Source organism: Microlunatus speluncae, assembly GCF_009299835.1.
Classification (GTDB): Bacteria; Actinomycetota; Actinomycetes; order Propionibacteriales; family Propionibacteriaceae; genus Microlunatus; species Microlunatus speluncae.
The window spans coordinates 1-25,347 of sequence record NZ_VKCZ01000008.1 but is presented as its reverse complement, the minus strand read 5'-3'; the positions used below and the strand labels follow the sequence as shown (position 1 = coordinate 25,347).

The 25,347-nt window shown below is 69.8% G+C and carries 25 protein-coding genes; 11 read left to right on the top strand and 14 right to left on the bottom strand.

Translation table 11 applies throughout. The features are described 5' to 3' along the window. Positions 1–64: 64 nt before the first annotated feature. The 5 genes from FNH24_RS11450 to FNH24_RS11430 all read right to left on the bottom strand — a co-directional run bounded on the left by FNH24_RS11450 (position 65) and on the right by FNH24_RS11430 (position 6,884). On the bottom strand, positions 65–748 hold the full coding sequence (locus FNH24_RS11450) for an aspartate/glutamate racemase family protein (RefSeq protein ID WP_152362324.1): 684 nt from the start codon (positions 746–748) through the stop codon (positions 65–67). 29 nt (positions 749–777) lie between these two features. Further along, positions 778–2,766 (bottom strand): glycoside hydrolase family 127 protein, encoded by a 1,989-nt coding sequence (locus FNH24_RS11445; protein WP_152362323.1) that lies wholly within the window; start codon positions 2,764–2,766, stop codon positions 778–780. Between the two features lie 43 nt (positions 2,767–2,809). Further along, positions 2,810–4,060 carry a four-carbon acid sugar kinase family protein gene (locus tag FNH24_RS11440; protein WP_152362322.1) on the bottom strand — a complete coding sequence of 417 codons (1,251 nt, stop codon included), beginning with the start codon at positions 4,058–4,060 and terminating at the stop codon, positions 2,810–2,812. Then, positions 4,060–5,307, bottom strand: coding sequence for a RuBisCO large subunit C-terminal-like domain-containing protein (locus FNH24_RS11435; protein WP_217428165.1), 1,248 nt, complete (start codon positions 5,305–5,307; stop codon positions 4,060–4,062). The genes FNH24_RS11440 and FNH24_RS11435 overlap by 1 nt, the downstream gene beginning before the upstream one ends. Positions 5,308–5,456: 149 nt before the next feature. Next, positions 5,457–6,884: a M81 family metallopeptidase gene (locus tag FNH24_RS11430; protein WP_161606096.1), complete on the bottom strand. Its 1,428-nt coding sequence runs from the start codon at positions 6,882–6,884 to the stop codon at positions 5,457–5,459. Positions 6,885–6,978: 94 nt separating this feature from the next. Here FNH24_RS11430 and FNH24_RS11425 point away from each other — a divergent pair, with 94 nt between their 5' ends. Together FNH24_RS11425 and FNH24_RS11420 are read left to right on the top strand one after the other, a co-directional pair. Further along, positions 6,979–8,253, top strand: a complete 1,275-nt coding sequence (locus FNH24_RS11425) for an aspartate aminotransferase family protein (RefSeq protein WP_152362319.1) — start codon at positions 6,979–6,981, stop codon at positions 8,251–8,253. Between the two features lie 53 nt (positions 8,254–8,306). After that, positions 8,307–9,011: a glycerophosphodiester phosphodiesterase gene (locus FNH24_RS11420; protein ID WP_152362318.1), complete on the top strand. Its 705-nt coding sequence runs from the start codon at positions 8,307–8,309 to the stop codon at positions 9,009–9,011. A 60-nt stretch (positions 9,012–9,071) separates the two neighbouring features. Here the strand turns inward: FNH24_RS11420 and FNH24_RS11415 are convergent, their stop codons facing one another. The 3 genes from FNH24_RS11415 to FNH24_RS11405 are packed head-to-tail and all read right to left on the bottom strand — an operon-like array spanning position 9,072 to position 11,661. Continuing rightward, complete coding sequence (locus FNH24_RS11415; protein WP_152362317.1) at positions 9,072–9,842, bottom strand: SDR family NAD(P)-dependent oxidoreductase; 771 nt, start codon at positions 9,840–9,842, stop codon at positions 9,072–9,074. After that, complete coding sequence (locus FNH24_RS11410; protein ID WP_152362316.1) at positions 9,839–10,888, bottom strand: alpha/beta hydrolase; 1,050 nt, start codon at positions 10,886–10,888, stop codon at positions 9,839–9,841. The genes FNH24_RS11415 and FNH24_RS11410 overlap by 4 nt, the downstream gene beginning before the upstream one ends. Before the next feature lie 2 nt (positions 10,889–10,890). Then, positions 10,891–11,661: a 6-phosphogluconolactonase gene (locus FNH24_RS11405; RefSeq protein WP_152362315.1), complete on the bottom strand. Its 771-nt coding sequence runs from the start codon at positions 11,659–11,661 to the stop codon at positions 10,891–10,893. A 108-nt stretch (positions 11,662–11,769) separates the two neighbouring features. Here FNH24_RS11405 and FNH24_RS11400 point away from each other — a divergent pair, with 108 nt between their 5' ends. Continuing rightward, positions 11,770–13,008: an AGE family epimerase/isomerase gene (locus FNH24_RS11400; protein ID WP_152362314.1), complete on the top strand. Its 1,239-nt coding sequence runs from the start codon at positions 11,770–11,772 to the stop codon at positions 13,006–13,008. Between the two features lie 19 nt (positions 13,009–13,027). Here the strand turns inward: FNH24_RS11400 and FNH24_RS11395 are convergent, their stop codons facing one another. Continuing rightward, positions 13,028–14,149 carry a peptidoglycan recognition protein family protein gene (locus tag FNH24_RS11395; protein ID WP_152362313.1) on the bottom strand — a complete coding sequence of 374 codons (1,122 nt, stop codon included), beginning with the start codon at positions 14,147–14,149 and terminating at the stop codon, positions 13,028–13,030. A gap of 83 nt (positions 14,150–14,232) precedes the next feature. Between FNH24_RS11395 and FNH24_RS11390 the strand changes: the two genes are divergently transcribed. Further along, entirely contained in the window at positions 14,233–15,075 is an 843-nt protein-coding gene (locus FNH24_RS11390; RefSeq protein ID WP_152362312.1) for an ABC transporter permease, read from the top strand. Between the two features lie 165 nt (positions 15,076–15,240). On the opposite strand, the gene FNH24_RS11385 is transcribed toward FNH24_RS11390, so the two are convergent. Together FNH24_RS11385 and FNH24_RS11380 are read right to left on the bottom strand one after the other, a co-directional pair. Next, positions 15,241–15,429, bottom strand: coding sequence for a hypothetical protein (locus FNH24_RS11385; RefSeq protein WP_152362311.1), 189 nt, complete (start codon positions 15,427–15,429; stop codon positions 15,241–15,243). Positions 15,430–15,652: 223 nt separating this feature from the next. Then, positions 15,653–16,852, bottom strand: coding sequence for a septal ring lytic transglycosylase RlpA family protein (locus FNH24_RS11380; protein ID WP_152362310.1), 1,200 nt, complete (start codon positions 16,850–16,852; stop codon positions 15,653–15,655). 329 nt (positions 16,853–17,181) lie between these two features. Between FNH24_RS11380 and FNH24_RS11375 the strand changes: the two genes are divergently transcribed. After that, a complete protein-coding gene (locus FNH24_RS11375) occupies positions 17,182–18,318 on the top strand; it encodes a S1 family peptidase (RefSeq protein ID WP_161606095.1) in 1,137 nt (378 codons plus the stop codon). A 4-nt stretch (positions 18,319–18,322) separates the two neighbouring features. Here the strand turns inward: FNH24_RS11375 and FNH24_RS11370 are convergent, their stop codons facing one another. Beyond that, positions 18,323–18,697, bottom strand: coding sequence for a GatB/YqeY domain-containing protein (locus FNH24_RS11370; RefSeq protein WP_152362308.1), 375 nt, complete (start codon positions 18,695–18,697; stop codon positions 18,323–18,325). Positions 18,698–18,920: 223 nt separating this feature from the next. Here FNH24_RS11370 and rpsP point away from each other — a divergent pair, with 223 nt between their 5' ends. The 6 genes from rpsP (at position 18,921) to FNH24_RS11340 (ending at position 23,731) form a co-directional block, all read left to right on the top strand. After that, complete coding sequence (rpsP, locus tag FNH24_RS11365; RefSeq protein ID WP_152362307.1) at positions 18,921–19,388, top strand: 30S ribosomal protein S16; 468 nt, start codon at positions 18,921–18,923, stop codon at positions 19,386–19,388. A gap of 2 nt (positions 19,389–19,390) precedes the next feature. Then, the gene (locus tag FNH24_RS11360; RefSeq protein WP_152362306.1) at positions 19,391–19,675 is read left to right on the top strand and encodes an RNA-binding protein; all 285 of its coding nucleotides are present in this window, start codon (positions 19,391–19,393) and stop codon (positions 19,673–19,675) included. A gap of 142 nt (positions 19,676–19,817) precedes the next feature. After that, the gene (gene rimM / locus FNH24_RS11355; protein ID WP_152362572.1) at positions 19,818–20,351 is read left to right on the top strand and encodes a ribosome maturation factor RimM; all 534 of its coding nucleotides are present in this window, start codon (positions 19,818–19,820) and stop codon (positions 20,349–20,351) included. Continuing rightward, complete coding sequence (gene trmD, locus FNH24_RS11350; RefSeq protein ID WP_152362305.1) at positions 20,351–21,526, top strand: tRNA (guanosine(37)-N1)-methyltransferase TrmD; 1,176 nt, start codon at positions 20,351–20,353, stop codon at positions 21,524–21,526. Before rimM ends, trmD begins: the two co-directional genes overlap by 1 nt. 164 nt (positions 21,527–21,690) lie before the next feature. Next, positions 21,691–22,767 carry an anthranilate phosphoribosyltransferase gene (gene trpD, locus FNH24_RS11345; RefSeq protein WP_152362304.1) on the top strand — a complete coding sequence of 359 codons (1,077 nt, stop codon included), beginning with the start codon at positions 21,691–21,693 and terminating at the stop codon, positions 22,765–22,767. Between the two features lie 49 nt (positions 22,768–22,816). Beyond that, positions 22,817–23,731: a serine hydrolase domain-containing protein gene (locus FNH24_RS11340; protein WP_152362303.1), complete on the top strand. Its 915-nt coding sequence runs from the start codon at positions 22,817–22,819 to the stop codon at positions 23,729–23,731. A 22-nt stretch (positions 23,732–23,753) separates the two neighbouring features. Here FNH24_RS11340 and FNH24_RS11335 read toward each other — a convergent pair whose 3' ends face one another. Then, a complete protein-coding gene (locus FNH24_RS11335; protein WP_152362302.1) occupies positions 23,754–24,431 on the bottom strand; it encodes a VOC family protein in 678 nt (225 codons plus the stop codon). Positions 24,432–24,442: 11 nt separating this feature from the next. After that, positions 24,443–24,901 carry a bleomycin resistance protein gene (locus FNH24_RS11330; RefSeq protein WP_152362301.1) on the bottom strand — a complete coding sequence of 153 codons (459 nt, stop codon included), beginning with the start codon at positions 24,899–24,901 and terminating at the stop codon, positions 24,443–24,445. Positions 24,902–25,347: the final 446 nt, after the last annotated feature.

The window sequence follows — 25,347 nt, the reverse complement described above, 5'->3', positions numbered from 1 at the left end:
TTCGGCAGCTGATTTCCCGGGCATGCCGGTACGGTAACAGCGCACCACGGTCCCGGCCGGCTGATCATGACGGCGCTTCCCCGCCGATCATCGGCGCCCCGGCCAGGCCCAACACTTCGGCGGCTCGGCGCATCCCCAACTCGGGGCTGGTCAGCACCTCGACACCGACCGACACGGCGCCGGCCGCACCGGCCATCGAGGCCTGTGCCAGCACGATCACGTCGTGGCTCTCGGCCGCCGCGGTGATCGCCGCCCCGACCAGCCGGTCGTGCGTCGTCCGGTCGCCGGAACTGACCGCCGCAAAGGCGCCGTCGACCACCAGCTCGGTCAGCTCGACGGTCCGGCCAGCCCGCTCCGCCCGCTCCCGGAGCAGCGCCGCCGTCGGTCGTACGGTGGTCGGCAGGGTGGCGATCACTGCGATCCGGGCACCGGCGCCGACCGCGCGGTCGGCCATCGCCTCGTCGATCCGCAGCACCGGCAGGCCGAGCTGCCGCTCCAGCTCCTCGGCGTAGCCGGAGATGGAGGAGCAGGAGAAGATCACCGCCGATGAGCCGGCCGCGGCCGCCGCCCGGCCCAGCGCCGCCAGTCGGTCGGCGATCCGGCTCGACTCGGCGCCGAGGCCCAGGTCGGCGACGATCTTGTCGTCCAGCAGGTGCTGCACCTCGACCCCGGGCAGGTGGTTGTTCGCCAGCTCGGCGAAGGTGGGGATCACCACCGCCCCGGTGTGGATGAACGCGACTCGCGTCATGATCAACTTCTCCCGTCGGATCGAAACGGCTACCAGGACAGAGAATTCCAGACCGACATCTCGCCCGGTCCGCGGTTGCCCCACAGCCCGTACGGCACCAGCCGGATCGGCAGCGGAGTCGGGTCGGCCGGGTCGAGCTCGCGATAGAGCTCGCCGGGCGGCACCTGGTCGGGTCGCCGCAGCACCTTCGCGGCCAGCAGCACGTGCCCGGCGAAGATCCCGGTGCCCGGCTCCTCGGCCCAGCTGACGGTACGAGGGATCAACACGGATTCGATCCCCACGCCGGCCGGCAACTCGGCACTCTCCAGGCAGTAGACCACCGGGCCGCGGACCACCGCGACCTGCCCGGTGGCCTCCTCCAGGAAGTGGTGGGCGGTGATCAGCCGCGGCACGACCGGGATCCGGACCGTGATCGTCGCCGACTCCCAAACCCGGTCGATCACCGCGTAGCCGTGGTCGCCGGTGTCGATCATGGTGCCGTCCACCTCGACGACGGTGCCGGGAGCCCAGCCGGGGATCCGCAGCCGGATCGTCCCGGACACGGGACGCTCGGCCGTCACGGTGATCATGACGATGCCGGCGGCCGGGTAGTCGGTCTGCTGCTCGACGGTGATCGGCACGCCGGCCAGGGTGGTGTCGGCCCGGCCGGACAGATACTGGTGCACCCAGAGCTCTTGCTCCGCTTGGGAATAGGCGTAGTAGGGCAGCTCGGCGATCACCCGGGCGATGTTCGGCGGGCAGCAGAAGCAGTGATCCATGTATTCCTGCCGCTCCCGCCGGTCCGACGGCGGCACCACGGTGTCGGCCGGGTCACCGGCCCGCCGCAGCACGTAGGGAAGATCACGGACCTGTCGCACCGGGTTGGTGTAGAAGTAGCGCTTGCCGTCGACGCCGATCATGCCCGGCAGTGCGTTGTAGAGGACGCGTTCGATCTCGTCGGCGAACCTGCCCTCGCCGGTCAGCAGCAACAGCCGCCAGGCCAGCATCAGGTAGCCGAGGGCGGCGCAGGACTCGTTGTAGGACGTCGTCTGTGGCAGTTGGTACGGCCGGCCGTAGGCCTGGTGGGTCTTGGTGATCATGCCGTAGTCCTGGCCGGCGTCCGGCGAGGCACCGTCGTAGAGTGCGCCGCAGCCGCCGGTGAGATAGAGCTTGGTCGAGACCAGGTCGTCCCAGATGCTGCGCAGCGCGGTGATCAACTCCGGGTCGCCGGTCTCCAGCGCCACATCCGCCATCCCGGCGTAGAGATAGTTGGCCCGCACGGCGTGGCCGACGGCCTTGCGCTGCTGGCGTACCGGCAGCACGTCCTGGTTGTCGTCGCCGCCCGCCGATCCCTTGCCGCCGTGCAGTTCCAACAGTCGCTCGGCCAGCGCCAGATACTGATCATCACCGGTGGTCCGGTACAGCTCGACCACCGCCATGTAGTGCGACGGGCAGGTGTTGCAGCGGGCGATCGCCCCCGGATCCTGGGCGCAGGTTCGCTGCAGATAGCCGGCGGCCTTGATCGCCAGCCGCAGATAGCTGTCCGAGCCGGTCACCCGGTGGTGCACGCAGCCGAAGGTGATCAGGTGGCCGAGGTTGTAGGTCTCGAAGTTCGTCGTCTCGGCCAGCGGCCGGACGCTGTCGTCGAGCCGCTGGGCCGCCGTGGTCTTCGTGTGCACATACCCGTCCGGCTGCTGGGCCGCCGCGATCGCCTCGGCGCCGAGCTCGAGCCACTCCTTGAGCTGCGGATCACCGGTCTCGGCCAGGATCGTGGTCGCGGCCTCCAACCACTTGTAGAAGTCGCCGTCCAGGAACGACGGGCCCTGCCGGGTGCCCTCGACCGTGCCGGCGGCGATCAGGAAGTTCTGGTACGCCTGCGACGCCCCCGAGTCGAACATGATCGTGCCCATCGACGGGATGGTGATCCGGACGGCTCGCTCGCGCAGCAGCGCCAGCGGGGATTCGCCGCCGACCGTGCACGAGTCGGCCGGCAGGGACGTCATCAGTGCATGGCGGCTGGCGCTGGTGTCGGTCAGCATCGGTGCCCCTTCCGGGTCTTGGTGATCATGGTGTGCTGGATGATCATGACGATCGGGCGCGCCCGAGCCGTACGTCCTCGAACAGCGCGGCGTGGCCCATCTGGCCACCCTTGAGGATCAGCTCGTACGATCGCCCGTCGGCCAGCCCGGCCCGGCAGAGCACGACGTTGCCCCACGGTTGGGCCTCGATGGTCAACTCCCGGACGCCGGCCCGCCGCAGCACGCTGCCGGAGGTGTCGCCGCCGCAACTGATCAACCGGGTCTGCGGCACCGCCGCGACACAGGCGTCGGCGACCTCGGCCAGCCGCTCGGCGATCTCGCCGTTGCGCTCCGCGGGGAGCTCCCGGGACAGGGAGTGGACGATCACCGCGGTCCCGGCGCGGTGCTGCGTGGCGGCCCGCTCGGCCACGCCGGACTCGAACAGGTCGAGTTCCTGCCAGCCGGCCCGGACCGCGGCCGCGATCTGCTCCCGGGTCCGGTCGGAGTAGCTGCCGCTGATCGCCACCGTCCGGCCGGTCGCCGGCTCGGCACTGGTCGGCAGCGCGGCCGCGGCTCCCGACCGGGACGTGCTCGGGCGAAGGGCCCGACCCAGGCCGAGGCTCAGACCGCCCGAGCCGATCATGAACCGCGGCCGGGTCGGCTCGTCCAGCGCGGTCCGGGCCACCAGTTCGAGGTGTTCGTCGAGGAACGCGTCGCAGACCACCGCGGCATGATCACCGGAGTTGATCATGGCCGCCCGCCGGTCCGGGTCCGGGTAGTCGGTCCAGGAAAGGCTGTCGACCGGGAGCCAGGTCTGCCGGCGGATCAGCCGGGCCAGGTCGGCCTCGGTGATCGGCGTCACCGGGTGTTTCGCCATGGTGGGATGACGGTCCAGCCGATAGGTCCGGTCGCCGTCGGTGGCGAAATGCTGGCCGAAGACGGTGTAGCGGCCGAAGTCCGGCTGGGCGAAGATCATCGGCACCGGCAACGGCGGGAACAGCTGCCGGGCGAGCTCGAGCACCCGGCCCAGGCTGCCCACCTCGGGCGATGAGTCGACGGTCGAGCAGGCCTTGTATTGCACGACTCTCGGCGCCAGGGCCCGGAGCCGGGTCAGTGCCGGCGTCACCTCGGCCGCCAGGTCGTCCGACGGCAACGAGCGGGAGACTCCGGCAAGGCCGACGACCTCGTGATCGGATCCGGCGGCGACGTCATCGGGGCAGGTCAGCAGCACCCCGTCCAGCCCAGCCCGGCGGAACTGGAGCAGCGCGTCGACCGAGCCGGTGAAGTCGTCGCCGTAGAACCCGACCAGCGGCATCAGCGTCGTCCGAACGTTTCCAGTGCGACGGCCAGGTCGGGGTCGGTGCGTGCTCGTTGATCAAGTTCCTCGCCGGCCAGCGCCGCATCCCAGGCCGACCGCATCGCCCGGACACCGGCGGCCGGGCCGGTCGGATGACCGTGGATGCCGCCACCGGCGAGCACCAGCACGTCGGCCGTGCCGACCAGGCCGTACGTGGCTGGTGCCAGGCCGGGCGACTGGCCGGAGGAGAGGACCGGCAGCGTTTGATAGCCGCCGAACAGCGGCGCGCGGACCGCGGCGATCGAGGCCAGCACCTGATCATCGGACTCGTAGAACTTGTTCGAGATCCCGTTGGTGTGCAGGTGATCGGCGCCGGCAAGCCGGGCCAGCTTCTGGAACGCGACGAAGTCGAGGCCGAGCTGCGGTGATCGGGAGAGCGCGCCGAACATGGCCCGGTGGCCGTGGATCGGCAGCTCGCTGTGCTCGCGCAGATAGTGCAGCCCGGACAGCCCGATCGTGGTCACGCACACCATCACACACCGGCCGCCGGCATCGCGCACCAGATCATGGTTGGCGGCCAGCCGGGAGATGTCGTCGGTGATGTTGAACGCGTACAGCGGCAGCCGGCCGGTTCGGTCGGCCGACCGCTGCAGCGCCTCGGTGACCACGCGGACCCGTTCGGCCAGTGGCAGGTGCGGCGGATTGCCCTGCAGCTCGTCGTCCTTGATGAAGTCGATCCCGGAGTCGGCCAGCTCGGTGACCAGCGCGGCGAGCTGTTCGGCCGGCAGCCCGACGCTGGGCTTGACGATGGTCCCGATCATCGGCCCGTCCGGCCGGTCGAGCAGTTTGCGGGTGCCGTCGACCCCGAAGGCCGGGCCGGGATAGGCGTCGGCGAAGGCGTACGGCAACTCGAGATCCTGCAACCGCAACGCGCCCACCTCGCGCAGCTCGAACAGGTTGCCGGCCACCGCCGCCAGCAGATTGGGCAGCGACGGCCCGAAGTTGTGCAGCGGGAAGTCGATCGCCACCCGGGCCCGGCGCGCGCGACTCCAGTCACCGGCGGCACCGGGCAGCGGCGGCCGGCCGCTCGGCGGCAGCTCCTCGACCGAGGCGACGACCGCCCGGTGCCGCCGCTTCAGCTCGGCGGTCTCCCGGGCGACCGCGACGAAGGTGCCGCTGGACTGTTCGCCGGCCATCACGTCGGCGACCTGCTCCAGCGGCAGCGCCGTCTCGATCTCGTAGATCGCCCGCACCAGCTCCGTCACCCGTGCCCAACCTCCGCTCGTGCAATCACAGCCAGATGCGTGTACATGCACCCTCGCATTTTCATGCATGACGGTACCACGAAACAACCCCGACTTGTCAGACTCTCACCACGTCATAGCGTGGTGAGAGTCTGACAAGTCGGGGTTGATCAGGCGGTGGGGCCGGGGGTGGCGGCGTCGATGAAGTGGTCGGTCAAGGGGGTCCAGCCGGCTCGGACGGCGGCGGCTCCCTTGAGCAGGGCGATCCGGTACGTGCTCGGGTCCAGGCCCAGGGATCGGAAGAGCTCGGGGTCGTTGGGCTGGATCGGGGTGGACTGCAGCACCAGGTCGACGGCGCCGATCGTGATCACCGCGGCGTCGCCCATGCTGACCCGGGCCCCGGTGGCCATCGGGCCGGTGTTGACGAAGGTGCCGTCGGTGATCGACTTCACTCGGGCCGTGGCCCGGACGGGAGTCCCGGAGCCGGGGCCGGCCCGGCCGCCGAGGGCCAGCGCGATCATCGCCCCGACTCCGGCCGCGTGTGCCGCCGCGGCCGCGGCGGGATCCCAGAGGGTGCCGATGATCGGCACCGCGGGCCCGGATCGACGGTCCGCGTCGAGAGCCAGCCGGAGCAGCCAGGTGCCGTCGCCGGGCGAGCCGCCGTTGATGTTGTCGCCGGTGTCGGTGATCACGGTCAGGCCAGGGGCGGCGAGCGCGTCCCGGAACGCCTGCTCCGGGGTCGGCAGGGTCCGGTCGAAGTCGGCGATCAGCGGGGCGGCGTAGTCGGCCAGTTCGGTCACCGCCGCGTGGGCCAGCTGGGCTCGCCGGGTCTCGGCCGTGGCGGAGAAGCCGAGCCCGAGGTGGGGTACGTCGGCGTAGGCGTAGCCGGCGTGCACCGTGACGTCGATCAGCCCGTACTCGGCCTCGACGGCCCGGGCCCGGTCCATGATCAACCGCAGCGGCGGGTCGGCGGTGGCCTGCGCGGAGGGGATGGCCCGGCAGGGGAGCCCACGATGGGCCCGGGTCAGGGTGAGCCCTTCGCGCAGCACCCGGCCCAGGAGCAGCGCGGCGTCGCGGCCGCGGTCGTAGGTGTCGACGTGGGGATTGGTCCGGTAACCGATCAGGGCGTCGAGCTCGGGCAGTCGCGGCGTCCGCAGATTGGCGTGCAGATCGGTGACGGCGATGATCGGCTTCCGGCCGAGCCGCCGCCGGAGCAGGGTCACGATGGTCTGCTCGGCGTCGTCGTACCCCTCGGCGACCAGGGCACCGTGCAGCTCCAGCAGCACGCCGTCGACGGCGCCGGCGTGATCAAGCTCCTGCTCGATGCCGGCGATGATCATGTCGATCGCGTGCTCGGTGATCAGGCCCGACGGTGTCGCGTACGCCCCGAAGACGCCGACGATCTCGAGCCCGGCGCTCTCGCCGCCGGCCAGGAAGCCGCTGCCGACCGTCCGGGTGCCGGCGAACTCCGCCACCCAGGCCGGGCCGCGCAGCAGGCCACGCCGCTCGAAGGCGACCAGATCGGTGCGGATCGGTGAGCGGGTGTTGGTCTCGTGAAAGACGCCGATCGCGGCGATCCGTGGGCGGTGCAGGGCCACGTGTCCGTCCTTGCCGTCGGGTGCTGATAGCCTAACATCACGGAAAGAAACACAGATCCCACTCAATGAAATACTCCGAGAAGGAGGGTTGCCGATGGCCGCCAGGGCCGACGCCCGCTCCCGGGCCCTGCAGGCTCGGGCCGTCGAACTGACTCCCGGCGGGGTGCACTCGAACGTGCGGCTGACCGGCCCTTCGGTCTTCTTCGAGCGCGGCAAGGGTGCCTGGTTGTGGGACGCCGACGGCAACGACTACGTGGACTATCTGCTCGGCCAGGGGCCGAACTTCCTCGGCCACGCGCACGACGACGTGATCACCGCGGTGGACGCGGCGATGCGCCGCGGCGGAGTGTTCGGATCACAGCACGTGCTGGAGAACGAGGCCGGCGAACTCTTCCTGGACAGCATCGGCTGGGCCGACCGGGTCCGGTTCTGTGTCTCCGGTACGGAAGCGGACCAGGCCGCGCTGCGGCTGGCGCGGGCGGTGACCGGGCGGACCAAGATCATCCGCTTCGAGGGGCACTACCACGGCTGGCTGGACAACGTGTTGATCAAGACGGTCGACGGGGTCACCGGGCCGGCCAGCGCCGGGCAGTCGGCGCATCAATTGGACGACTCGATCATCCTCGGCTTCAACGACGCCGAGGCACTGGCCGCCGTGCTGGCCGAGCGCGGTGCCGAGGTCGCGGCGGTGATCCTGGAACCGATGATGTGCAACAGCGGCGCGATCCTGCCGGTGGACGGCTATCTGCAGCGGGTCCGCGAGCTGTGCACCGAGCACGGCGCGATGTTGATCTTCGACGAAGTGATCACCGGTTTCCGGCTGGCACTGGGCGGTGCGGCCGAAAGGTTCGGGGTCACCCCGGACCTGGCCGTCTACGGCAAGGCGATGGCCGGCGGCTGGCCGGTCGCCGCGCTGGCCGGCCGGGCCGAGCCGATGGCGCGCTTCGCCGCCGACGTCAACCACTCCGGCACGTTCAACTCCTCGGTCCCGGCCTGTGCCGCGGTGAGCGCGGCGATCACGGTGCTGCGGCAGGAGCCGCCGTACCAGCGGATCGAGGAGCACGGCACCCGGCTGATGGACGGCCTCCGCAAGCTCGGTGCCGATCATGATCTTCCGCTGCGGGTGCAGGGCCTGCCGGCGGCGTTCCATGTCGGGTTCGGCGCCGGCGACGGGCCTGTGCGGGACTACGCCGGACTGACCGCGCTCGATCTGCACCGTTACGCTGATCTTGTGCCGATACTCGTCGATCATGGAATCTGGGTCGCGCCGCGGGGCATCTGGTATGTCTCGGCCGCGCACGGTGACTCCGAACTCACGGCCGTGCTGGAGCGTCTCGACGCTGCCCTGACCGCCGCGGAACGGGGTTGATCAGGACCGTGTCCCCGCATCGACCGCTGGCGATCGTCGGCCATCGTGGCGTGATGGCGCATCGGCCGGAGAACAGTCTGGAATCCTTCGCGCTGGCCGAAGAGGTCGGCGTCGACGAGATCGAGCTGGACGTCCGGCAGACCAAGGACGGCGCCTTGATCATCCTGCACGACGCGACCTTCGACCGGGTCGCCGCGGACGAGCGCGGCCGCGGTCTGCCGCCGGTCTCGGAGCTCACCGTGGACGAGGCGCGCGCGGTCCCACTCGTATCCGGTGCACCGGTGCCGACGCTGGACGAGGTCTATCGGGCCACCACCAGCCAGCTGCAGGTCGAGATCAAGGATCCGGCCTGCGTCGACGGCGTGGCCGCACTACTCGAGCAGCAGCCCGAGTTCGCCGCCCGGACCCGCTTCACCAGCTTCCAGGCTGCTCCGCTCGAAGCCCTGAAGACCTTGCTGCCGGAGGTCCCGCGGGGGATCATCGTCAGCGGCTATCCGAGCGCGGAGAAGCATCCGGCAGGGATTCCCGACCTGCTGTCTCGGACCGGCTCGGACATCTTCCACTGCGGCTGGGACGGGTTGACCCGCGAGATCGTGGACGACCTGCACGCGGCCGGCCTGCAGGTGCGGGCCTGGCTGATGCGGGAGTTCTCCGACATGGAGCGGGCGATCGAGCTCGGCATCGACGGCACCACCAGCGACGACCCGGCCCAGGCCCGATCCTGGCACCGCCAACTGACCACAAACGCGTCAGTTTGAGCTAAACGCGGCAGTTGGAACTGCCGCGGATCGCTGGAACTGCCGCGTTTGGGGTGGAGGTCAGCGGAGCACCCAGCCGCCGTCCACGGTGATGATCTGGCCGGTGATGAAGTCGCTGTCGTCGCCTGCCAGGAAGACGAAGGCGCCGGCGAGGTCGTCGGCGTAACCGCGGCGCTGCAGGGATTGCAGCGGCAGGATCCGCTGCTCCGCCGCAGCCGGATCAGGGTTGTGGGCGACCTCGTTCTCGGTCCGGATCGCGCCGGGCATGATCGCGTTCACCCGGATCCCCTCCGGACCGATCTCGCGGGCCAGAGCGCGAACCAGGCCGATGATCGCCGCCTTGCTGGTGGTGTAGTGCAAGGCGCCGACCATGCCGGTGTCGACCATCACCGAGGTCAGCGCGATGAACGACGGATGCGCGGAGGCGCGCAGGTGTGAATGACTCTCCCGCGCCAGCAGGAAGGTGCCGCGGACGTTGACCGCCTGAGTCAGGTCCCACTCCTCGGCGGTGATCTCCAGCCAGGCCCGGTGCGTCTCGTACGCCGCATTGGCGACCACGATGTCCAGCCCGCCCCAGGTCGCCGCGGCCCGCTCGACCAGCCGAGCGATCGCCGCGGGATCGGCCAGGTCCGCCGGCAGCGGTTCGGCCCGGCCGCCGTCGGCCCGGATCTCGGCCGCCACCGCCTCGGCCTCGGCGGTCCGCTCCGGCGTCGGCTGGTGCGCGATGATCACCCGGGCGCCCTCGGCGGCGAACCGGCGGGCCACGGCCGCGCCGATGCCGCGGGAGGCGCCGGTGATCAGCGCGTTCCGGTCGGCCAGCCGGCCGGTCATCGGGCGGCCGTCGCGTCGAGCAGGTCGAGCAGGGCGGCCCAGCCCGCGTCCTCGTAGAAGCGGTGCCCGCCGTCGCCGATCACCAGCCGGCAGGCGTCCGCCGCGCCGGCGGCGGTGTAGATCTCGGTGATCGCGTCGAAGCAGGTACGCACTCCGGGCAGCGGGAAGATCGGATCGTCCCGGCCGGCGACGACGACCATCGGCTTGGGGGCGAAGCAGCCGATCACGTCGGCCAGCTCCAGCTCGGGCAGGATCCCCGGCACGTAGTTGTCGGCACAGTGATAGATCGCCATGATCGAATCCCGGAACGTGCACACGGCACAGGACGGCATCGCGAAGGAGATCCGGTCCAGCACGGCCGCCGCATACGCCGTCACGGTGCCGCCGCCGGAGTTGCCCATCAGGCCGATCCGGCCCTGGTCGATGTCGTCCCGGGTGGCCAGGTAGTCCAGGCCCCGATCGACGTCGAAGACCCGTTCGCCGAGCAGCGTCCGGCCGAGCATCAACGCGTGCATGGCCGCGTCGTGACAACCCTGCTCCGAGACGTGGTGTTGATCAAGCTCGCGGCGCAGGCCGAAGCTGCGCTGCTCGATGCAGAGCGCGGCGAAGCCGTGCCGCAGCGCCCCCAGTGCGAAATCGCGATCACCCTCGACCGGGATCGGCGTCCGCTCGTCGTCGAAGTCCCGGCCGATCGACAGGTGCATACCGGTGGAGTGCCCCTGCAGGCAGATCACCGTCGGGTACGGCGGCTCGCCCCGCTCCGGCAGGCACAGATAGCCGACCAGGTCGGAGCCGGGCTCACTCTCGAAGCTGATCTTCTCGATGGTGCCGAGCTGATCGGACCGGCGCCAGTGCGACCGGACGGCCGGTGTGGTCCGGACCGGCACTGCTCGGTTGAGTTCGCGCAGCCCGATCAGCTCGGTGATCTTGGTGCGGGCCCGCTGCTGCCAGGGCGCGACCTCGCCGCCGGGGAAGGCCAGCCGAGGCTCCAGTTCCGCGGCCAGCCGGCGGTGCAGCAGCGACGGGGAGCGGTGCTCGGCGGTCATGATCAGCTCGGCTGACCGAGCTTCGAGGCGGCGCCTGCATCCAGGTAGAGCGAGGCCAGGGGATGGTTGCGCAGCACGCTGGCCGGGCAGTCGGTGGTCAACGGACCCTGCAGGGCGGCCCGGACGGCGTCGGCCTTCTGCGGGCCGATCACCGTGGCCACCATCGCCGCGGCTCCGGTGAGCGCAGGCACGGTCAGGGTGAGGGCGTACTCCGGGACGTCGTCGAAGGTCTCGAACAGGTCGTCGTCCACCTGTTGTTTGCGGGACACGTCGTCCAGCCGGATCCGGCGGACCAGCCGCTCGTCCTCGAAATCGGTGTCGCCCGGCTCGTTGAAGGCGATGTGGCCGTTCACCCCGATGCCGAGGCAGGTCACGTCGATCGGCGCCGCGGCCAACAGCGCCGAATAGCGGGCGACCTCCGCCTCGGGATCGGCCGTCGCGTCGATCCGCTCCAGCCCCGCCCGGCCGGCCTCCGGGAGGCGGTCCGACAACCACTGGCCGAAGGCCTGCGGGTGATCAGGGGCCAGGCCGAGGTAGTCGTCCATGTGGAAGGACCGCACCGCGGCCCAGTCGATCCGCTCGTCGGTGCGGAGGTGGGCCAGCATCGCCTGCTGTGACGGCGCGCTGGCGAAGATCACCCGGGCCGAGCCTTGGCGCTGCTGGGCGGCGACGATCAGGTCGGCCGCGGCCGCCGCGGCCTGCCGGCCCGCACCGTCCTCGGTCGGCTCGATCACCACGGCTCCGGCGAGCGGACGAGAATCGGCGAGGTCCATGGACGAGTTCCCCTTGTCGACGATTGCAATCGGTTGCAAGAGACAGTAGCTTGTGATTCGTTCTCCGGTCAACGACGGTGACCGGCCTGCGGGCGAGAGGGGTGACGGATGACGGTCTCGACCGACCCGGTGGCCGGGATCAGCGCCACCGCCCGGCAGCAGTTGGAGCGGGTGATCCTTCCGTACTGGCTGGAACACGGGATCGACGAGGCCCACGGCGGCTTCCACACCTGCTTCGACAACCGGGGCCGGAACCGGACCGGCACCGACAAGTTCACCTGGTCCCAGGGCCGGTTCGTCTGGCTGTTGGCGCACGCCGCCGAGCTGGCCGCCGCTGGGACCCTCGCCGGAAGTCCGGATGATCTTCTCCGGTTCGCCCGCCGCGGCGCGCAGTTCCTGGCCGATCATGTGATCAGACCGGACGGCAGCTGCTGGTACGCGACCACGCGCACAGGTGCACCGATGGTCGACGGCCAGCCCGAACGCAGCGTCTACGCCGACTGCTTCGCGGTGCTCGGCCTGGCCGAGCTGGCCCGGGTCGACCGGGACCGGTCCTGGCTCACCCTGGCCGAGATCGTGCTGCGCCGGGCCCGGGCCGACATCCTGGCCCAGACCGGCCCGACGCCGCCGTACCCGATCCCGGTCGGCTTCACCGCGTACGGGCCGAAGATGATCTTGGTCAACGTGTTGCTGGCAGTCGGCCGGGCGGATCGTGAGCTCGGCGGCGACGGCCCGTACCGGGAGTGGTTGGCCGAAGCGCTGGAGTTGATGATGGCGCACCGGCGGCCGGACGGCACGTTCGCCGAACTGCTCGCCACCGGGAGCGCCGACGCGGAGTCGCTGCTCGGCCGGCACCGGGTGCCGGGACATGCCATCGAGGGCACCTGGATGGCGCTGGAGGCGATGGACTTCATCGATGATCATCGGCACACCGACGCGCTGCTGGCCGGGATCCCGGCGCTGTGCGCGTCGGCCTGGGACCCGGAGCTCGGCGGCCTGCTGCACTACACCGATGCCGACGGTCCGGTCCGGCCGCGCGGGTCCGACAGCGGGAGTTCGTACGAGCAGGGGCTGCTGCGGACCTGGGACACCAAGCTCTGGTGGGTGCACACGGAGGCCGCGGTGACGACCATGATCGCCGCCCGGCGCTACGGCGACGCCGCCTCCCGGGACTGGCTGATCCGGATCTGGGACTACTTGATCGACATCTTCCCCGGCGGCGACGAGGGCGAGGAGTGGATCCAGATCAGGGACCGGGCCGGCCGGCCGCTGGACGAGGTGGTCGCGCTGCCGGTCAAGGACCCGTTCCACATCGCGCGCAACCTGATGCAGTTGATCGAGCCCTGACCGGCCCGGGCGCCGCCGGCTACCGGAAGGTCTCCCGGACGCTGCCGCCGACCAGGGCACACCAGGTGGACGGCGTCATCACCCCGTCGGCCGGCAGCCGGTGCAGGCGCTGCAGCTTGCGGACCGCGCCGGCGGTGGTCGAGTCGAAGCTGCCGGTGATCGTGGTGCCGAACCCCTTGATCGCGAGGATCGACTGCACGCCCGACACGGCCGGACCCGTCGCCCCGGCCTCCAGTTCGGGGGCCAGCGTCTCCCAGGTCGGCGGGGTCACGGTGGCATCGACGTCGACCGGGATTCCGTTGCGGGACTGCCAGTCCTGCACCGCGGTCACGGTCAGCGCACCGAACACGCCGTCCGTGGTCAGTTGGTAGCCGCGGTGGTTGAGCAGATACTGCACCGTGGCCACGCCGGGCCCGCCGACGAAACGCCAGAGGTCCGGCCAGCGCCGGTCCTGCTCCATCGTGGCCTCGCCGAGCTTGCGGGCGATCTTGCGGCGCAGCCCGGGGAAGAGCCCGTAGAACATGATGCCGGGGCACTGCGTCGCCCGGAAATCCCAATGCCCGAAGGTGTCCCAGGCATGCAGGCCGTACTGCTCGCAGATCGCGACGCAGAGCCGGACCGAGGAGTCGAGCAGGTCCTGGGTCGGCAGGTCGCTGACGTACGTGCCCTCGTGCTCGATCCCGATCGACCGGCCGTTCTCGCCGGGGCAGTGGGCCGAGATCACCTGGTTGCCGCCGGTGTCGAGTTGGGCCAAGCTCCCTCGCCGGCCCTCCAGGACGTACCCGCCGCGGCTGATCGTGAAGTGCTGCCCGGTGTCGCTCCAGCCGTTGTTGTCCATGTGCAGGTCCTGGCAGTCCTTGGCCAGCTTGATCGCCTGTTCCCGCGAATAGTCGGTGACGTTGGGAAAGGCCATGTGATGCAGAATGATCTTGTTGGTGGGGATCGCGCTCAGCGGCAGTGCGCCGGCCGGCGGTCGGGCGCCCCAGGTGTCGCAGTCGATGATCCAGGGGAACTCGTCACTGGGGGCGGCGTGGGCCGCGAGCGGGGTCGCGGCGGCGCCGACCACGGCGACGGCGGCGACCCCGAGACCGGCGCTCAGCACCGTTCGGCGGGTGGGTTCGGGCAGGATCTGGTCGGGCATCGCAGGCTCCTTTGCTTGGGCTGCGCCGATCGTACGACGGCCGGTCCGGGCTTGTCCGGAGAACGCGGGCGTAGGCTCGACCCGTGGCCACGACCGCATCCGCACCGGAGCAGCCCCTGGCCGCGCTCCCGGTCCGGGCCGAGCTGCGGCGCCAGTTGCGGCGCCGCCGGACGATCGGCATCTTCATCGTGCTGGCGCTGTTGCCGCTGGTGCTGGTCGCCGCGTTCGCCCTGGGAGGTGGCTCGCCGGGATCGGGGCCGAACTTCGTCGACCTGGCCCAGAACGGCGCGGCCAACCTGACCGTCTTCACGCTGTTCGCCGCAACCGGCTTCCTGTTGATCATCGTCGTGGCGCTGTTCTTCGGCGACACGGTGCCGGCCGAGGCCAGCTTCGGCACCCTGCGCTATCTGCTGGCCGCCCCGGTGCCGCGATCCCGGCTGCTGGCCAGCAAGCTGATCGTCGCCGCCGTCTTCACCGTCGCGTCGATGATCTTCCTCCCGGTCTGGTCCCTGGTGGTGGGCGGGCTGGCGTACGGCTGGAACCCGTATCTGGCGCCGACCGGTGATCAACTGACGATGACCGAGTTCGCCTTCCGGTTGCCGATCATCGTCGGCTACCTGCTGCTCAGCCTGGCCGTCGTGGCCGCGTTCGCCTTTGCCTTCGGCGTGCTCACCGATGCCCCCTTGGCCGCGGTCGGGGGAGCGGTGCTGGTGATGATCTTGTCCGCGATCCTGGATCAGATCCCGGCCCTGGGCCCGATCGCCGACGCCCTGCCCGGCCACTTCGCCTTCGCCTGGGCCTCGGCCCTGGCACCGGCGATCGACTTCTCCCGGATGGTCAGCGGCGCCCTGTGGTCCCTCGGCTACGCGATCATCGGCATCGGCTTCGCCTTCTGGTGGTTCGGCCGCAAGGACATCACCAGTTGATCATCTCGCCGGCCGACTACCCGATCGAGGGCGGCCGCTACCGCCGGCATCCGGGCGGCTTCGAGAGCGACTGCTGGCGCCGGTTCGCTCGGTGAGTGGACGCTTTGGCCACGCTCGAGGCACAAACTCGCGGCCAAAGCGTCCACTCGCGCATCCCCGGGCTCATCAGATCTCGTTTCGCAGGTCCCGCAGTCGGGTCCGGGCATCGTCGAGCCCGGTCGGGTCGCTCGGGCGAAGCCAGGCCTCGATCGCCCGAGGAAATCGGCCGCGATAGAGGCCCGAGTAGGCGAGGACGGTGTCGCGGAGGTTCTGCTCCGGGGTGATCGACTCGCCTATCAGCAGGCGGGCCCGCAAGGACAGCCCGATTCGGCCCTCGAGCCACTCGGGCCAGTCGCCCGCGCCGACCGCGCCGGGCGTGGTTCGAGCTGCGGCGGTGATCCGGTCGGCCAGCCTTGTGGCGCCTTGCTCGGCGAGCAGTCGCTCGAAGCGGGTCCAGAACCGACCCAGTGACCCGGTCCGCAGCCCGCGTCTTTCGAGCGCGGCCTCGGCCAGGGCGGTGCCGGCCCGGCGAGCTGGCTCAGAGCACCTTGTAGGTGACCGAGACGACTCCGGCGCCGGTGCCGCCGATCGCTTCCATGGCGGCGCGGGACAGGTCGAGGCAGCGGCCGGAGATGTACGGGCCGCGGTCGTTGATCCGGACGACGGTGCTCTTGCCGTTGTTCTTGTTGGTCACCTTGACCCGGCTGTTGAACGGCAGCGACTTGTGCGCGGCGGTGAAGTCGTTGGTGTTGAACTGCTCGCCGTTGGCGGTCATCTGGCCCTGCCAGTAGTACGAGGCCTTGCAGGACCCGGACTGGCCGGAGGCGTCGTCGTTCTTCGGCTCGTCGTCGTTGCTGTCGCCCGAGTCGCCGCCGCTCGAGTCGTCGTCGTTGTTGTCGTCGGAGTTCTTCGGCTCCTTCGTGCCGACCAGCACGACCTTGTCCCGCTTCTTCTTGATCACCTTGGTCGAGACCAGCCGCTTCCCGGTCTGCTTGCCGTCGACGTAGGTGTATTCCCAGACCTCTTCGGTGACACCGGTGATGCCCTCGGTGTCGATCTTGGTCTCGCCCTTCTCCAGGGACTTGGTCTTGCGCTCGATCGTCTTGTACTCGTGCTCGATCTTCTTCGACTTGTTCTTGACGTCGACCGCCTTGACGACGATCTTGCCCTTGTCGACGATCGCGGCGCTCGGCTTCGGCGAGACCTGGTCGTCCTTGTCGTAGCCGACCTTCGCCTGCTTCAGCGTGTCCGCAACGGTCCGCGCGGTCGTCGTGAACTTCTTCGTCTTGCCGCCGGCGATGATCGTGATCGTCTTCGAGGTCTCGACCTTGATGGCGATCCCGTCCCGGCTGATCGTGGCGCTGCGCGAGGTCGACAGGCGCGCGTTGGCCGGGATGTTCATCTCCTGCAGCGCCTCTTCGACGCTGCGCGCAGTGGTCCAGTAGGCGTCCTTCTTGCCGTCGACGGTGATCGTCAGCTGGCGCGCGAAGTTGACCGTGATCGTGGTGTCACCGGCGACCTCGGCGCTCAGCGACGGCTGGACGTCGTCCCGGTCGTTGACCGCGATGCCCTTGTCCCGCAACACGTCGGCCACCGTCCCCGCGTGGGTGCTGAACCGGGAGGACTGACCGTCGACCGAGAGATTGACATCATCGGCGGCGGCCGCATAGCCGCCGTATCCGAGTCCACCAGCGGCGATCAGGCCGGCAACGACTACGGCAGGAACTACTTTGCGCACGATTCTCCAGCGGGTTCTGCGGGTGGGCGTACCAGGTGGACACCCCACGATGGATAACAGAATAGTAACGAGAGGTTCAGGGATTGCAAGCCGGCGAAGGAAACCTTCATCGAGGGGTGCCGCCGGGGTGGGCCCTTGACCCGGGCGAGCGGGCTCGTTAGCGTCGACAGCGATTTACTCAAAGCGATTCTGCTCAGGGGAAGACCGGCTCTCGGTCAGGTCGGGGGTCATTGTCCATCGGGGAATTCGACTGAGAGGTAGTCATGTTCGTTCGGGGAACGACCCCTGCACTGAAGCCGATCCTGGTGGCGCTTGCCGGCCTCGCCTTGATGATCGGCACCATCACGGCAGCCCAGGCGCAACCGACCGAGGAATCCCGACAATCGAGCTCCCAGATCGAGGCGCTGGCCCGTTCTCTCGGGTTGTCGCCGGCCGACGCCGAGCAGTTGCTGACCGTCCAGGTCAAGCTGTCCGGGCTGGCCGTCGACCTCGAGGCGAAGCTCGGCGCTGATTCGTCCGCCGGCTCCTGGATCGATTCGGCGACCGGCAAGCTGGTCGTCGCGGTGACCGACGCGAAGTCCGCCGAGCAGGTCCGTGCGTCGGGCGCCGAGGCCCGTACCGTCAAACACTCGCGGGCCGACCTGTCGGAGCAACGCGCGAAGCTCGACGAGTTCGCCCGCTCGAAGGGCGCCGGCAAGGCCCAGTCCTGGGGCACCGACGTCAAGTCCAACAGCCTGCTGATCCGGACCGTCGAGGGTGCGCAGGACAAGGCGACGAAGGCGTTCCTGGCCAAGGCGAAGGATCTCGGCGTCGAGGTCAAGGTCGAGCAGGTCGAGGGCACGGTCGAGCCGGCCGCCGATCTGTACGGCGGGCAGCAGGTCGAGATGACCGGCGGCTATCTCTGCTCGGCCGGCTTCAACGCCGAGACGTCTTCCGGTGATCCGATCATGCTCACCGCCGGGCACTGCGCGGCCGATGAGCCGACCTTCTCCCGGGACGGTGTCGTGATCGGTGCGACCCGGGCGTTCAGCTTCCCGGAGAACGACTACGCGTCGGTCGACGTGTCTTCGGCCTGGACCCAGCCGGGTGCCGTGGACAAGTACGACGGTTCGTACGTCGAGCTGACCGGACCCGGGCTCGGCGCGGTCGGCAGCGCGGTCTGCAAGAGCGGCCGGACCACCAGCTGGACCTGTGGCGAGATCGCCTCGCACGACGAGACCGTCAACTACGGCAACGGCGACATCGTCTCCGGTCTGACCCAGCACACGGCCTGCCTCGAGCAGGGCGACTCCGGCGGCTCGAACGTGAGCGGCACGGTGGCGCAGGGCCTGACCAGCGGCGGCATGCTGTACGACCAGGGCGGCGCTCTGGTCTGCGGTGAGAAGGTCGGCCAGCCGAACGTCGGCTACTTCCAGCCGGTAGAGGAGGCCCTCGAGGCCAACGACGCCACCCTGGTGACCGGCTGACCGCTCAATCGCCGCGGAGGATCCGCTCCAGCAGGTCGGCTTCCTGCCGGAGCAGGTCCGCGGGCTCGCCCCGGCCGGACTCCCGGTAGCGTTCCGCGGCGGCACGACGATCGGTGATCTCACCGGCGACGATCGAATCCAGATCGTCGCCGGTGAGCTCTTTCCGGGCCACCTCGGCGGTGCCCGGGCCGGCCACGGTGCCGGCTACGGTTTCCGCGGTTGCCACCGGTCGGGCCTCGGTCCGGGTCGTCGTGACTTCGACGGCCTCGGCGTTCGCGATCGCGGACAGGGCCGAGCGGATCGCTCTCGTCGCGTCCTGGTCGCGGCCCTTCAGGGCCTCGCGGAGGGCGGTCTGCAGCCGGGCTCGAAGGTCGGTCACGCCAGCGAGGGTAGTCGCGGGTCGGCGGCGGTTCGCGTACCGCGGTCGACTCTGGCAAACTATGCGCTGGTCCTGTTCGGGCGCGCCCTCTCATCGCGCCCGCAGCGGCGACCCAGCCGAGGCCGCGTACGTCAGCACCCCACGCCGGCGGTGTCCTCACCCGAGAAGGGCCCACACCCGAGTTGGCGCGGTGCCCGCCAAGTTCCAAGGAGTATCCACACACGTGGCTGTCAAGATTCGCCTGAAGCGGCTCGGCAAGATCCGTTCGCCGCACTACCGCATCGTCGTCGCCGATTCACGGACCCACCGGGATGGCCTCGCGATCGAGGAGATCGGCAAGTACCACCCGAAGAACGACCCGTCGTTGATCGAGGTCGACTCCGAGCGGGCCCAGTACTGGCTGTCCGTCGGCGCCCAGCCGACCGAGGCCGTTGTCGCGATCCTCAAGCGCAGCGGTGACTGGCAGAAGTTCAGCGGCGACACCTCGCCGTCGGGCATCGAGCCGCAGAAGGAACGGAAGAACAAGACCGACGCGTTCAACGCCGCGCTGGCCGAGGCCGGAGACGAGCCGAAGAGCCGCGCGATCACGACCGAGAAGCCCGCGAAGAAGGCCGCGAGCAAGGATTCGGCCGAGTCGAGCGAGCCGGTCGCATCGGATGAGGCCGCCGCACCGGCGAGCGATCAGGCCTGATCGTGCTGGCGGAGGCGTTGGAGCATCTCGTCCGCGGGATCGTCACGGTCCCCGACGAGGTGCGGGTACGGGACAAGGATCTGCGGCGGGGCCGGTTGCTCGAGGTCCGGGTCCATCCCGATGACATCGGCAAGGTGATCGGTCGCTCGGGGCGGACCGCAACGGCCCTGCGCACCGTGATCACGGCCCTGGCCGGACGCGGGGAGCAGGTGCGGGTCGATTTCGTCGATGTCGATCGCAACGACCGCCGGCCCGGCTCCGGGGATCGCCGCCGCGGTCGTCGCTGAGACTGTACGGAAGAGCGAAGCGGGGGTGACCACCCTTGCTTCGCTCTTCACGTTTCTCTTCCTTTCCCCGTTCACGAAGGGACCTGCGCTGTGCTGATCAAGGCTGTGCTGATCAAGGCTGTGCTGATCGAGGGCTGTGGTGATTGAGGTTCTGGTCGGCATCGTCGGCCGGCCGCACGGAGTGCGCGGCGAGCTCGCTGTCGAGCCGCGGACCGACGAGCCGGCGCTGCGATTCGCGGCGGGGACGCAGGTCCGCATCGAGGGCTCCGAACGGTCGTTGACCGTCGAGAGCGCCCGTGATCATTCCGGCCGGTTGCTCGTACGGTTCCGCGAGGTCCTGGATCGGACCGTCGCCGAGACCCTGCGCGGGACCAGGCTCGTCGCCGAGGTGGATCCGGCGACCCGGCCCGACGAGCCGGAGGAGTACTACGACCGGCAGTTGATCGGGCTGCGGGTGGTCGACGCCGCCGGTGCCGAGATCGGTCGGATCGCGGCGGTCGCCCATCTGCCGAGTCAGGATCTGCTCGAGATCGACGCCGACGGAACGATCCGGCTGGTGCCGTTCGTGGCGGAACTGGTGCCCGAGGTCGATCTCGAGGCCGGGTTGGTGCGGCTCGCTGACGTACCGGGGCTGTTGGAGGACGAGGCACCGGCCTCCGACGACGGCGGCAGCTGATGCGAATCGACGTCGTTTCGATCTTCCCGGAGTATCTGGCGCCGCTGCGGTTGTCGCTGGTCGGCAAGGCGATCGACAACGGACTGCTCGAGCTCGCGGTGCACGACCTGCGCGGCTGGACCCACGATCGGCACCGCACCGTCGACGACACGCCGTACGGCGGTGGGGCCGGGATGGTGATGCGGCCCGATCCCTGGGGCGAGGCCCTGGACGAGCTCGCCCCGGCCGGCGCCGATCCGCGGCTGTTGATCATGTCGCCGGCGGGTCGGCTGTTCGATCAACGGCTGGCCGCCGAACTGGCCGGCGAACAGCAGTTGATCTTCGCCTGCGGCCGCTATGAGGGCATCGATGCCCGGGTCGCCCGGCACGCGGCGACGCGGATGCGGGTGGACGAGGTCAGCATCGGCGACTACGTGCTGAACGGTGGCGAGGCGGCCGCTCTGGTGATCATCGAGGCGGTCGCCCGGCTGATGCCCGGGGTGATCGGCAACCCCGAGTCGCTGGCCGAGGAGTCGCACTCCGCCGATCATGATCAACTGCTGGAGTATCCGGTCTACACCAAGCCGCCGAACTGGCGGGACCTCGACATCCCGGAGATCCTGCTCTCCGGTCACCACGGCAAGATCGCCGACTGGCGGCGGCAGCAGGCGCTGGAGCTGACCCGGCAGCGCCGGCCGGATCTGGTCCCGCGCACGGAGCGGACCGACGAGCTCGAGATCCGGCCCGGCGTTGCCGCCGACGCCGGCGAGGTGTTCACCCTGCAGCGGGCCGCCTTCGTTGCCGAGGGGCAGGCGAACGGGTCATTCGAGATCCCGCCGCTGACCGATGGCCTCGACGTGGTCGAGGCCGCACTGGCGCGGGACACGGTGCTGGTGGCCCGGCTGGACGGTCGGCTGGTCGGCGCCGTGATCGGCTCCGCGGGCGACGCCGGCGCCTGGACCGTCGGTCGGCTGGTGGTCGTGCCCGATCTGCAGGGCCGGGGGATCGGCGGCCGGCTGCTGGAAGCGATCGAAGCCGCCGCGCCACCGACCCGGACCTTGATCAGATTGATCACCGGGGCCGGCAGCAAGCGTAACCTCGGCTTCTACACCCGCCGTGGCTTCCGGGTGGTCAGCCGCGACGACGCTGCACCCGGGGTGCCGATCGTGATCATGGAGAAGCCGCTCGCCGGCTGATACGCTGTGGGCATGCAGCTGCGTTCAATGGATCGCTGGCCCGCCACGTAGGCGGTCCAGCACGCTGCTTCGAGCATGATTCGGCCGCCTCGATCGAGGCGGCCGTTTTGCTGTCCGGCAACGGAAAACGACGCTTCGATCGGGCCCTTCAGGAAGGGATCCCCATGTCCGCCTCCGCTGCCCGAACCCTGGTTGCCCCGACCTGGCCCACAGTCCTCAACCACCTCATGGTCGGTGATCAACTCACCCGGACCGCCGCCGGCCGGGCCATGGCGAGGATCGTCCGCGGTGAGATCACGACGGCGCAACTGGCAGCCTTCGTCACCGCGCTGCGCAGCCGGGGCGAGACCGCGGCCGAGCTCGCCGGCTTCGTCGATGCCCTGCTGGCCGCCGCGGTCCCGATCAGCATCCCCGGCACAACCGTCGACATCGCCGGCACGGGCGGTGACGGCACCGGTGCCGTGAACATCTCGACGATGGCTGCGATCGTCGCGGCAGCGGCAGGGGCGACGGTGGTCAAGCACGGCGGCCGGTCGGCGTCGTCGCGGACCGCCGGTGCGGCGGACCTGGCGGAGGCTCTTGGCATCGGTCTCGACCTGACACCGAGTGCCGCCGCTCGGGTGGCGGCCGAGGTCGGTCTGGTGTTCCTGTTCGCGCCGCGCTACAACCCGGGACTACGGCACGCGGTCGACGCACGCCGCGATCTCGGAGTGCCCACCGTCTTCAATCTGCTGGCCCCGCTGATCAATCCGGCGCGGCCGACCGGTCAGGTGATCGGCGTGGCCGATGCCCGGATGGTGCCGGTGATCGCCGAGACCCTTGCGGAGCTCGGCCGCTCCGGCTTGGTGGTGCGGGGTCGAGACGGCCTGGACAAACTGACCACCGTGACCTGCTCCGACGTCTGGGTGGTGCGGCCGGGGAGTGTCTCCACGACGAATCTGGATCCCCGGGAGCTGGGCCTGCCCGTGGCCGAGCCGGCCGACCTTGCGGGAGGACGAGTCGCGCACAACGCCAGGATCGCCCGATCCCTGCTGACGGGAGACCGGGGACCTGTTCGCGACGTGGTGCTGCTGAACGCCGCGGCCGTTCTGATCGCCGCGGATCCCCAACCGTCCTCGCTGGCGGAGCAACTCGCCGGCGCCGTCAGCCGTTGCGCCGAAGCGATCGACAGCGGAGCGGCCCGGGCTCGGCTCCGGCAGGTGGGCGAGGTGAGCGGGCGGCTGGCCGGCGATCGGTGCTGACCCGACCCCGATGGCGTGGTTGTTGATCATGACTGTCTAGGCTGCCGGCATGGCGATCCCCGTCGATGGCATACAGGTCGGTCTGCTCGGACTTCGGCAGGCGGTGGCCGAGCGGGGGCTCGGCTTGGAGGGCATACACATCACCCGGGACGGCGAGCCTCCGGTCTCGTTCCGGTGGCATCACGACGAGCGCCGAGACGTCTATTCGGTGTCGAAGACGTTCACCTCGGTGGCCGTGGGCCTGGCTCGGGACGAGGGGCTGCTCGATCTCGACGACCCGGTGCTGACCCACCTGTCGCAGTTCGCCGGCACGGCCGCCGAGGGTGTCGAGGCGGTCACGATCCGGCACCTGCTGTCGATGGCGTCGGGGATCGACTACCGCTGGGCGGATCGGGACCTTGATCATCCGGGGGATGCCGCGCAGGACTTCCTGGCCACGCCGCTGGCCGGCCGGCCCGGCGCGAGCTACTTCTATCGGGGCACGAGTTCGTATGTGCTGGGGCGGATCGTGGCAGCCGTCAGCGGCTCCGATCTCCGGGATTTCCTGCTGCCACGGCTGTTCCGGCCGTTGGGGATCGGGAATCCGCAGTGGTTCCGATGCCCGCTCGGCTTCCCGCTCGGGGCGATGGGGCTGATCCTGCGGACCGACGAGGTCGCGCGGCTCGGTCAGACCCTGCTGCACGGTGGCCGCTACGACGGGCGTCAGTTGGTGCCGGCCGACTATGTGGATCTGATGCATCGGGAGCTGACTCCGACCGATCGGCCGGAGCCCGACAACCAGGCGTACGGCCTGCACTGCTGGCCCTGCGCGCGGGACGACGCCTGGCGGATGGACGGGCTCTACGGCCAGTTCTGCATCATGTTCCCGCGGCAGCAGGCGTGTGTCACCGTCACCGCCCACTACCAGAAGCCGACGACCGACATCCTGGACGCGATCTGGACCGAGCTGGTCCCGTATCTCTGATTCCGGTGATCTTCGGAAGAGTTCAAGCGCGGCCGCGCCAGGTGCTGAGGCAGACCTTGTTGCCCTGCGGATCGGCCAGCGTGCAGCCGGTGTCGGCGTTATTGCTGATCAACTTTCCGCCGGCGGCGAGGGCGGCATCGATCCGCGGTTGCACCTGGGCCGGATCGATCGAGAGGTCGGGATGCCAGCGCTGCCGGGGTTCGTCGCGGCCGGAGGGCTGGAACCAGATCAGGGGTAGCAGCTGGCTCCGGTCGCCGACGTCGGCCCAGTCCCCGTCGCCCACCACCTCGCTGTCCAGCACCGCGGCCCAGAACTGACCGATCTCTTTCCAATCCGGGGTGTCCAGTCCCAGCTCGAGCTGCGCGATGCTGGCGCACTCGATCTCCGTACCGGCGTCGGCGGCGAGCTGGGTGATCTTGCGGACCAGGCTCAGATCGAGCTCGGTGATGCCGCTGGTGCCGCTGCCGTCGCCGTCGCCGTTGAGCCGCACGTCGACGCGAGTCCGGCGAAGATCAAGATCGGCGGGCCGATCCAGTTCCTCGGCTGCTCGGCCGATCGATCCGATCAGCTCGAGCCCAGTCGCGAAGCTCTTGGTGTGGATCCGGGTCTGGAGGCCGTACACGCCGTAGTGCAGCAGGAACGCCCAGCCGTCGAGGCCGAGGTCCGCGACCTGCTGTCCGGAGAGTGTCTCAGTGCTCATCGTCCGACTCCTCACGCATTGTCCGTGCCCGGCAGACTTTCACAGCTGGTGGTCGAGTTCCAGGGTCGGGACTGAAACCGGATCAGGTATCCGTCCGGGTCGGTCACCAGGAACTGTCGAACCCGGACGTCCCGACCCGCAACGCGATAGTGACGCGTCTCCGGCTCCAGGAACAGCTCCGTGCCCGCGGAACGGAGCGTGGCGGCGATCCCGTCGGCGTCGGGCACCGAGATCTGGAAGTTGATCCCGCGGCCCAACGGCCGCTCGAGCGGCCCGGTGATCCAGTTTCGGCCCACGCCGAGTTGCTCGAGCATGAGCTGGGCTGTGCCGCGGGCGATGTACGCGAACCGCTCCTCCGGCCGGGCATAGCGGAGCTCGAAGCCGCAGCTCGTGCACCAGAAGTCCAGGCTGCGGTCCAGGTCGTGCACGAGCAGTTCCGGCACCAGCGTCGGATCCAAATCGGTCGTCATTCCTTCATCGTGTCAGCCCTTGTCCGGGGAGCAGTTGATCTTGAGCCTTGTTGGGTCGCGAGAGTTCCGATGGTCGCGGGAGTCTCGCGAGGCGCGGTGGGATTTGGGGATTCTCTTGGCGCCAGGGGGCCAGGTTGTCGCGCTGGTGCCGTTGGGTTTGCCCGCTCGGGCTCGCGGCGCTTGCCGTTCCGAGCGGCACGCTGGCGGGTGGGGTTCGTCGGCGAGCCGTCCACAGGTCGAATCCTGTTCGAGAATCTGTGGACAACTGCCGCGGATGTCTATGAAATAAGGGATTCCCTGGTATTCGTCTGTGTGTTCGAATATGATGTGATCATGAACTCGGGGACCACCATCGACACGACACCGGTCGAGCATGCGCTCGGCAGTGTGGAGGTCGCGGTGGCCGAGTTGATCACCACATTGCGACAGGGTGGACTTGATCATCA